Below are 8,781 nucleotides of genomic sequence, written 5' to 3' on the forward strand. Positions count from 1 at the left end.
TGGCGGTACTGGCGGCAACAACGGCGGCACCATCGTTGGCGGCAACGGCAACGGCACCGGCTGGAACTATCGCCTGCAGGGCGGCATCTCCAGCTTCGAACTGGATTTCTTCGGTAAGTACGCCAACGCCACGCAATCGCAGCGGGAAACCGCTCTTGCCACTGAGGCGGCGGCACGCACAGTCCGCCTGGGCCTGGTCGCCGATCTGGCGCAGGCATGGGCGGCTTACGGTTCAGACCGTGACCTGCTTCAACTGGCCGAAGCGACGGCCAAGAACGCGCAACGCAGCGTCGATCTCACGCGGCTGCGGCTGCGCGGCGGGGTCGCCCCGCGCACGGACTTGCGCCAAGCCGAACAAGTCCTCGAAACCGCACGTGGCGATCTGGCCCAGCAGCGGGCCGCGTTGGCGCAGGACGCCAACGTCATGCGCCTACTGATCGGCGCGGAATTTAGCGAGGCCCTGCTACCGGCGAGCATTTCCGAGGTATTGGCGGCCTATGGCACGCTACCCGCTGGTACCAACTCACAAGTCCTGCTGCGGCGGCCCGACGTGGTGCAGGCGGAGTACGAATTGCGTGCCACCAATGCCGATATTGGCGTGGCGCGGGCGCAGTTGTTTCCATCGATCTCGCTGACCGGCTTGCTGGGCGTGGCCAGCAACGCGCTATCGTCGCTGTTCAGCGGCGGCGCTTTCAATTGGTCGGCCGGCGCCAATGCTTCGTACAATATCTTCAACGCCGGTGGCCGCATCGCCAATGTAGAGGTCAGCAAGTCACGGCGCGATGCCGCGCTCGCCTCATACGAGCGGGCCGTGCAGTCCGCTTTTCGCGAAGTGGCGGACGCCTTGGCCGATCAAGGCACGCTGGGTGAGCGGCTGCGCGCGGCTGGTGCGAATACGGCGGCGGCGGCGGATACCGCGCGCTTGAGCGAAGCCCGCTATCGCTATGGCGTGGATGCATTCCTCTCCAGCCTGGACGCGCAACGCAGTCTCTACAGCGCCCAACGTTCCGAGATTGCGACACGCCTGGCGCTCGCCAGCAATAGAGTGACGCTCTATCGAGTCCTGGGCGGAGATGCGTCGACCGCGACGCCAGCGGGCGCGGAACCGGAAAGGCGCTGATCGGGCACAGCCCTATATCGATCGGCGAAGTGCGGGTTGCAGTCTGGGGATAGCTGCGGATATACCGGTAGCCCAAATCGATCCGGTTGTGCCACGGTCGGATCGCCCCATCGTCGAACCTGCGTTTGCGCCAGGGTTCGGCGCCATAAGCGCAGGAGACCCGTATTGGCATCGGCCATAATCGCACCGTCCGATCGCTTGCCGGTTGCCTTCCGCTCTGAAGTCCTCGCCTGATGCCGCAAGATAGCCGTCCCGGGCATTCCGAGATCAAGGACCCGATCGCATCAGGCCGCATCGAGCTTACGCCGGAAGAGCTGGCGGAGCCCAAACGCCATATCAACTTGCGGCTGACGGTGATTGCCAGGCTGGTCCGCAGCATCTTCGACAGGGATGTCTCCGTTCTGGGCGTCACGCGCTCGCAATGGACGATGATTGCAGTCGTCTCGCGCCTGCCGGGCTGCACCCAGCGCACGATCGCCGACGCTTTGGAGACTTCGGAAGCGTCGGCCGGGCGGCTGATAGATAGGCTTTGCGCGGACGGCCTGCTGGAGCGAAGAGCACGCCACGACGATCGCCGCGCCCGCGCCGTCTATCCGACGGCGGCGGCTGAACCCTTGATGGAAAACCTCTCCACTATCGCCAGCCACACCGAGAAGCGCATGTTCAAGGGCTTCAGCGACGAAGAGCTTGCGGCGCTCCAAGGCTACCTCGATCGCGTCTACGACAACGTCAGCCGCGGCTGACGCGGCCTTCAGCCGATCATCATCAGGCTGGCGTTTCCGCCCGCGGCGGTCGTGTTCACCGAGGTGGAGACTTCTTCCAACAACCAGTCTGTAGGCCATAGCCCCTGAGTATTGGCCGCATGGACCGGCACGATCGCGCCGTCCATATGCGCCGCCTTGCGGTTCGCCTCGGCCACGCGTTCGCCTTCTGCCAAGATCACGGCGGGGGACCTTCCATTAGCGACAAACAAGTCCGCTATCGATTTCGGCAACCCCGTTGGCAGCGTCATGCCGTCGATCGTGGCGCGATTGCCGCTCGCGAGAACGGCCGCCATTTGCGACAGCATGCCGTCACGCGTGGCCGGCATCAGTAGCACGTCCCCACGCGGGTGGACGGCGTAAAGGTTACGCTCGCCCACCGGGCCGGGCAGCGTGGTCTCGAGGCCGGGTCTATTACTGCCGGTATATTGCCGAGCAATTTGAGCGCCCTGGCTCTCCCCTGTTGCCTCCAGCCAGGCAACGAAGGCCTGCAGCGCCGGGGTCGCCGGCCCATCCGTTCCGGCTATGGCGTCTCCAGGCGAGCCCAGACGGCGCAGATAAAGCGGGCCGCCCGCCTTGGGGCCCGTTCCGGAAAGACCACGCCCCCCAAACGGCTGCACGCCCACGATCGCGCCGATGACGTTGCGATTGACGTAAAGATTGCCCGCCTTCACCCGCTGCGTCACATGCGCAACCGTTTGATCCAGTCGAGTATGCAAGCCAAACGTCAGGCCATAACCGGTGGCGTTGATTTGATCGATCAAGGCGTCCAGATTATCCCGCTTCCAGCGCAGGACGTGAAGCACGGGCCCGAAAACCTCTCGTTCTACATCGGAGATCGCATCGATCTCGATGATTGTGGGCACCACGAAAGTGCCGTTTTGCGCTTGCTCGGGCAGGGCTGACCGTTCCACGCGATGGCCACGCGCCGTCATACCCTCGACATGACGGTCAATTGTTTCGCGCGCTTCGGCCGAAATCACTGGGCCGATGTCTGTTGCCAGATGCGTGGGGTTGCCCACGCGAAGCTCGGCCAATGCGCCCTTCAGCATCACCAGTACGCGATCCGCGCAATCTTCCTGCAGGCACAGAATCCGTAGCGCCGAGCACCGCTGACCGGCGCTGTCAAACGCGGAGGCAATCACATCCGCCACGACCTGTTCGGCCAACGCGGAGGAATCGACGATCATCGCATTCTGGCCGCCTGTCTCGGCGATCAGCGGAATGGGGCTGCCATCGGGAGCAAGCCTGGTGGAAAGCTGGCCCTGGATCATCCGCGCCACCTCGGTGGAGCCGGTGAACATCACCGCCATCGTCTCAGGCGCGGCCACCAGAGCGGCACCGATCTCGCCTTCGCCGGGCAGGAGTTGCAGCGCATCGTGCGGCACCCCGGCCTCGTGCAGCAGTCGGACCGCTTCGGCAGCGATCAGCGGCGTCTCCTCCGCAGGCTTTGCCAGCACGGGATTTCCGGCAACAAGTGCGGCGGCGACTTGCCCGGTGAAGATCGCCAGCGGGAAGTTCCAAGGGCTGATGCAGGTCACTGGCCCCAGTGGCTGTGCGGGCGCCCTCTCCGACTTTCGGGCTTGGGCCGCATAATAGCGCAGGAAATCGATCGCCTCCCGCACTTCGGCAATGGCGTTGGCGGCGGACTTGCCCGCTTCCCGGATCGCCAGGCCCATCAGAACGGACATCCGCGCCTGCATGGCATCCGCGCACCGCTCCAAAATCGCAGCGCGCTCGGCGACGGCGACCTCGCTCCACCGCGATCTGGCAGCGATCTGCGCCGCTTCCCGCGCCTGATCCGCAGTCGCCTCTGTCACATGACCGACGACATCATCGTGATCCGCCGGGCTCCGAATTCCCCGGGAGCCGGTCAAGGCACTAGCCGGAGCCGCAACCCACGGCAGTTCGGCACTCTGCGCCAGGGCTGATGACAGGTCTGCCAGCGCGCCCTCGTTGCTCAGGTCGATCCCGGCGGAGTTCTCACGGTCGGGGTAGAGATCGCGCGGCAGGGCGATCAGATCATGCGAAGCGCCTGGCTGTGGCATCGTGCGGACAAGCTGCGCGGGATCGGCGGTCAACGCCTCTACCGGCACGTCCGGGTCAGCGATGCGGTTTACAAACGAAGAATTCGCACCATTCTCCAGCAGCCGACGGACCAGGTAGGCCAGCAGCGTCTCATGCGTGCCGACCGGCGCGTAGATGCGGCAGGGCCGTCCCAGCTTGCCGGCCTCAGCCGCCCCCACGACCTGCTCATACAATGCCTCGCCCATACCATGCAGGCACTGGAACTCGTACTGCCCCAACGCGAAATCCGGGCCGGCGAGATGGTAGATCGTCGCCAGGGTCTGCGCATTGTGCGTGGCGAATTGCGGAAAAACTGCGTCCTTTGCCGCCAGCAACTTGCGGGCGCAGGCGATGTAGGCGACGTCCGTATGAAGCTTGCGCGTGTAAACCGGGAAATCCGCCAGCCCGTCTACCTGGGTGCGCTTGATCTCCGCGTCCCAGTAAGCGCCTTTCACCAGCCTGACCATGATGCGGCGATCGGCACGGCGCGCCAGATCGATGATCCAGTCGATCACGAAGGGGCAGCGCTTGCCATAGGCCTGCACCACGAAGCCCAGGCCATCCCAACCGGCAAGGTCCGGATCGAGCGCCAAGCTTTCCAGCAGATCGAGGGACAGTTCCAGTCGATCGGCCTCTTCCGCATCGATATTGAAGCCGATGTCGAAGGACTTCGCCATCAGCGCCAGCGTCCGCACGCGCGGGAGCAATTCGGCTTGCACTCGATCGACTTGCGCCCGAACGTAACGGGGGTGGAGGGCGGACAGCTTGATGGAAATGCCCGGCCCTTCATAAACGCCGCGCCCTTGGGCAGCCGAGCCGATCGCGCGGATCGCCTGTTCGTAATCGCGGTAATAGCGGGCCGCGTCGGCAGCAGTCATCGCCGCTTCGCCCAGCATGTCGTAGCTGTAGCGGAAGCCGCGTGCTTCCAACGCTGTCGCGCGCTTCAGCGCTTCGTCGATGGTTTCGCCGGTGACGAACTGCTCACCCATCATCCGCATGGCAAGATCCACGCCGCGTCGGATCACAGGCTCACCCGCCCGCGCGACCAGGCGGGTCAGCGCCGCCCCCAGCCCACGGTCGTCGACGCTGCCGACCAGTTTGCCGGTCACCACGAGGCCCCAGGTGGCGGCGTTGACGAACAACGGCTTTCCACCGCCCAGATGCGCCGCCCAATTTCCCTCGGCGATCTTGTCGCGAATCAGGGCATCACGGGTGTCGTTATCCGGGATCCGCAGCAAAGCTTCGGCCAGGCACATGAGGGCGACGCCCTCCTCGCTCGATAGCGAGTACTCCTGCACAAGACCCTCCACCGGGCCCGCCTTCCGCTGAGAACGCAAACGCGTGACCAGCACCGTCGACGTGCGTCGGATCGCCTCCGTCGTAATGCTGGGCAAGGTGGCGGCGTCCAGCAGGGGACTTAGCGCTGCTTGTTCGGGCATTCGATACGCGGCGGTAATCGCAGCGCGCAGCGGCGATGGCAGCGAGGCCGGCGGAGCAAAGTCGGCGAAAGGAGCAGTCTGCGTCATCAAACCAATATAAGCGATTAGTTTGAGGCAATGTGCCCTTTCACGATGAAAATACAGATCATGTTACCCGATTCTATGGATCTTTGTAGGTCTTGTGGAATTGAATTACGCATTCATCAGTCATATCGCCAAGAGAGCACCGTCCATGATCGACCTGGATGACTTCGACCGCAAGATCATCGCCGTGCTGCAAAGTGACGGTCGCATCGCAGTCACTGATCTGGCGCAGCGGATCGGACTTTCGAAGACGCCCTGCCAGGTACGAATGCGGCGCTTGATGGAGGCCGGGGTTATCCGGGGCTTCACCGCCGTGGTAGATCTCGCCAAGCTGGGGCTGGATCACATCGCATTCGCTGAAGTGAAACTCTCTGACACCCGCGAGGCGGCGCTGCGTCAGTTCAACGAGGCGGTGCGCCGCATCCCGGAAGTGGAGGAATGCCACATGATCGCCAGCAGCTTCGACTATCTGCTGAAAGTCCGTACGTCAGACATCCGCCGCTACCGGATGGTCTTAGGGGAGAAGATATCTACTCTTCCCCACGTCGCCAGCACGTCGACTTTCGTCGCCATGGAGACGGTGAAGGATAGCGGCGGGTAAGGCCGGGCTTGGCGATGCCGATCTGCTTCCATATATGGCAGGATATATGATGCGATCGCAGGGTTAGGACAGTCATGCTCAGCCCAGCGGAATGGGGCATCGTCGCCCTATCCCTCAAAATCAGTGCGGTCGCGATCGTGCTGATGCTGCCCGTCGCCTTTGGCTTGGCCTGGCTCTTGGCCCGCACGCGTATCCCCGGCAAACTGCTGATCGACGCTCTTGTCCACCTGCCGCTGGTGCTGCCGCCCGTAGTCACGGGGTGGCTGCTTCTCCTGGCATTCGGAAACAACGGGTGGATCGGCGGGCCGCTAGCCCGATGGCTGGGCGTGTCGTTGATGTTTCGCTGGACAGGTGCAGCCCTGGCGGCAGCGATCATGGCGCTTCCGCTGATGGTGCGCGCGATGCGAATCTCGATCGAAAATGTGGACCGCCGCCTTGAAGGGGCTGCTCGCACACTCGGTGCTTCGCGGGCGCATACCTTCTGGACGATCACACTGCCGTTGGCGATGCCCGGTTTGCTGGCCGGAACGGTGCTAGGCTTTGCCAGATCACTGGGGGAATTTGGCGCGACGATCACGTTCGTCTCGAACATTTCGGGCGAGACACGAACCATTCCGCTGGCGATCTACAGCGCCCTCCAATTGCCGGGCGGAGAGAACGCGGTGACGCGCCTTGCGCTGATCGCGGTCGCCCTCTCCCTCGTGGCGCTAGCCCTATCGGAATGGCTCACGCGATCCGCGCGGCGGCAATGACCTCTTACGCCGGCGGTCGTTCATCGGGGTTTATAGCGGGATCGATATCGTCCGCGGGCTGACCGTCAGCCTGCGGCGGGCGCCGATCCACGTTCTGCCAACGATCCGGTGTGCTGGAGGCCTGACCCGTCACGTTGCGGCTATCAACCGGTTCATACTCGCCGCGCTTCGCGGTCGGATCTTCTTCCTCACGCCATGTCTTGTTCGGGTCGCCTTTGGTCGCGACGACTTTACGCGAATCTTGGGGCTCCAATTCACCGCCACCGGACATCGCTCTCTCCTTGCCTACAAGCGCGGACAATCGCGCCTATGTAAGAGAAGGTTTTTACGAAGCGAATAGTTGCGACGATCACGCGGCAAACGCCGAAGCGCCCTACGGCGACGACGGGTTTAACTCGATCGGGCGGGCAGATTGATCGTAAACCGACAATGCACGCCATCGGGCGGAAAATCGATTTTAGCCCGGCCATCCACTTCGGCAGAAAGACCTCGCTCGATCAGCCGCGTGCCAAAACCTTTGCGACTGGGCACAACGACACGGGGGCCACCCCGCTCGGTCCAATCGATCACCAGCATCCCCTCATCGTCATGATGCCAGGTCACTGTAACGCGTCCGACTTCGTTAGACAGCGCGCCGTACTTGATGGCGTTGGTGCTGAGCTCATGCACGGCCATCGCCAGCGCGACGGCGTGCTGCGGCTCCAACGGAACCATGGGGCCCTCCAAATCGACGCGCTCGGCGTCTTCCCCGGCAGCGGCGGCAATCGTGCGTTCGATTGTCTGGCGCAAGGACGTCGGCTCCCACGCCCGTTCCGTCAGCATGTCATGCGCGGCAGCGAGCGCTTTCAGGCGGCTATCGAATACGAGCCTTGCATCACCTGCGGGATCAATCGCCCGGAATGATTGCGCGGCCAGGCCCTGCACGATCGCAAGGTTGTTCTTTACCCGGTGATTCAACTCGTTGATCAGTAATTCCTGCCGCCGCAACAGCGACGCTTCCTCGGTCACGTCATGGCCTTGCACGAAGACGCCGGTGATCGCTCCGTCCTCCCCGACGATTGGCTGATACACGAAGTCCAGGAAGCGTTGCCGGCCCGGCTCGTCCCCTTGCGCCAAGCGGAAACTGGCGGATCGGCCGACATAGGCGTCGCCGGTCGACAAGACGTTATCCAGCAGGGCCACAAATCCTTGGTCGACCGCCTCGGGCACCGCGTGTGCCAAAGGCATGCCCAACAAGTCACGACCGCCCATGATCTCGCGATACGCGGCATTGGTCAGCTGGAAAATATGGTTGGGACCCTCCAGCACGGCGATAAAGCCTGGAGCCTGCTCGAACAGCTTGCGCAGGCGTCCGGTTTCGGCGCTGAGATTGGTATTGCGGGCCTGAACTGCGTTCGCCCGTTGTACCAGGCCACTCTCATCCCGCAAGCGACGCAGGTTTTGCAGCTCGGTCACGTCGACAGTATGCTGGAGGATGTAGGCAACCTTGCCCTCTGCATTAAGCATTGGAGTGTGCGTCGCGCTCCAATAGCGCTGCTCCATCCGCCCCTCTCGATCCTGAATGTCATAGCGGATCAGCGCAATTTCATCGGTGGCCCGGCTATCCAGAACCCGCTGCAGCGACTGCGTGAGCAATCGATAGCTTTCTGACTCCGGGTCGCTCGGAAAGGCCTCTAGCAAAGGCAGGCCAAGGATCGCCTCTCGACTACGGTGCGTCGTCAGCAGGTAGGCGTTGTTCATCCATGCGATCTGAAGCGCGTCATCGACCAGCACATACGGATTGGGGGAGTGCGTGAAGAGATTTTCGAAATCGATCGGTAGTGCGGCCAAGGAGGTCATGAAAGAGTGCTTCTTCTACGCTGGGTGCCAGGTTTGGTGAGAGGAAAACACAGCAGGGTCAACGACGATGCGATGTAATTCTGTTTGGTAGAAAGCTGCTGATAATCCGCAAAATCTC

At 63.0% G+C, this 8,781-nt stretch carries 7 protein-coding genes; 4 read left to right on the forward strand and 3 right to left on the reverse strand.

All coding sequences use genetic code 11. The annotated features are described in order from the left end of the window. On the forward strand, positions 1 to 1,120 hold a 1,120-nt coding region (locus ACHWRX_RS14585), incomplete at its 5' end, for an efflux transporter outer membrane subunit (RefSeq protein WP_394659726.1). A 233-nt stretch (positions 1,121 to 1,353) separates the two neighbouring features. Then, positions 1,354 to 1,863, forward strand: a complete 510-nt coding sequence (locus ACHWRX_RS14590) for a MarR family winged helix-turn-helix transcriptional regulator (RefSeq protein WP_394659727.1) — start codon at positions 1,354 to 1,356, stop codon at positions 1,861 to 1,863. Positions 1,864 to 1,871: 8 nt separating this feature from the next. Here the strand turns inward: ACHWRX_RS14590 and putA are convergent, their stop codons facing one another. Further along, positions 1,872 to 5,474, reverse strand: coding sequence for a trifunctional transcriptional regulator/proline dehydrogenase/L-glutamate gamma-semialdehyde dehydrogenase (gene putA / locus ACHWRX_RS14595; protein ID WP_394659728.1), 3,603 nt, complete (start codon positions 5,472 to 5,474; stop codon positions 1,872 to 1,874). A gap of 145 nt (positions 5,475 to 5,619) precedes the next feature. Between putA and ACHWRX_RS14600 the strand changes: the two genes are divergently transcribed. Further along, a complete protein-coding gene (locus tag ACHWRX_RS14600; protein ID WP_183618673.1) occupies positions 5,620 to 6,072 on the forward strand; it encodes an Lrp/AsnC family transcriptional regulator in 453 nt (150 codons plus the stop codon). 74 nt (positions 6,073 to 6,146) lie between these two features. Then, positions 6,147 to 6,824, forward strand: coding sequence for a molybdate ABC transporter permease subunit (gene modB, locus ACHWRX_RS14605; protein WP_394659729.1), 678 nt, complete (start codon positions 6,147 to 6,149; stop codon positions 6,822 to 6,824). 4 nt (positions 6,825 to 6,828) lie between these two features. Here the strand turns inward: modB and ACHWRX_RS14610 are convergent, their stop codons facing one another. Both ACHWRX_RS14610 and ACHWRX_RS14615 read right to left on the reverse strand, forming a co-directional pair. After that, on the reverse strand, positions 6,829 to 7,095 hold the full coding sequence (locus ACHWRX_RS14610; protein WP_394659730.1) for a hypothetical protein: 267 nt from the start codon (positions 7,093 to 7,095) through the stop codon (positions 6,829 to 6,831). Positions 7,096 to 7,214: 119 nt separating this feature from the next. Next, the gene (locus ACHWRX_RS14615; RefSeq protein ID WP_394659731.1) at positions 7,215 to 8,663 is read right to left on the reverse strand and encodes a sensor histidine kinase; all 1,449 of its coding nucleotides are present in this window, start codon (positions 8,661 to 8,663) and stop codon (positions 7,215 to 7,217) included. Between the last annotated feature and the right edge of the window lie 118 nt (positions 8,664 to 8,781).

The organism is uncultured Novosphingobium sp. (genome assembly GCF_964277725.1).
GTDB lineage: Bacteria > Pseudomonadota > Alphaproteobacteria > Sphingomonadales > Sphingomonadaceae > Novosphingobium > Novosphingobium fluoreni.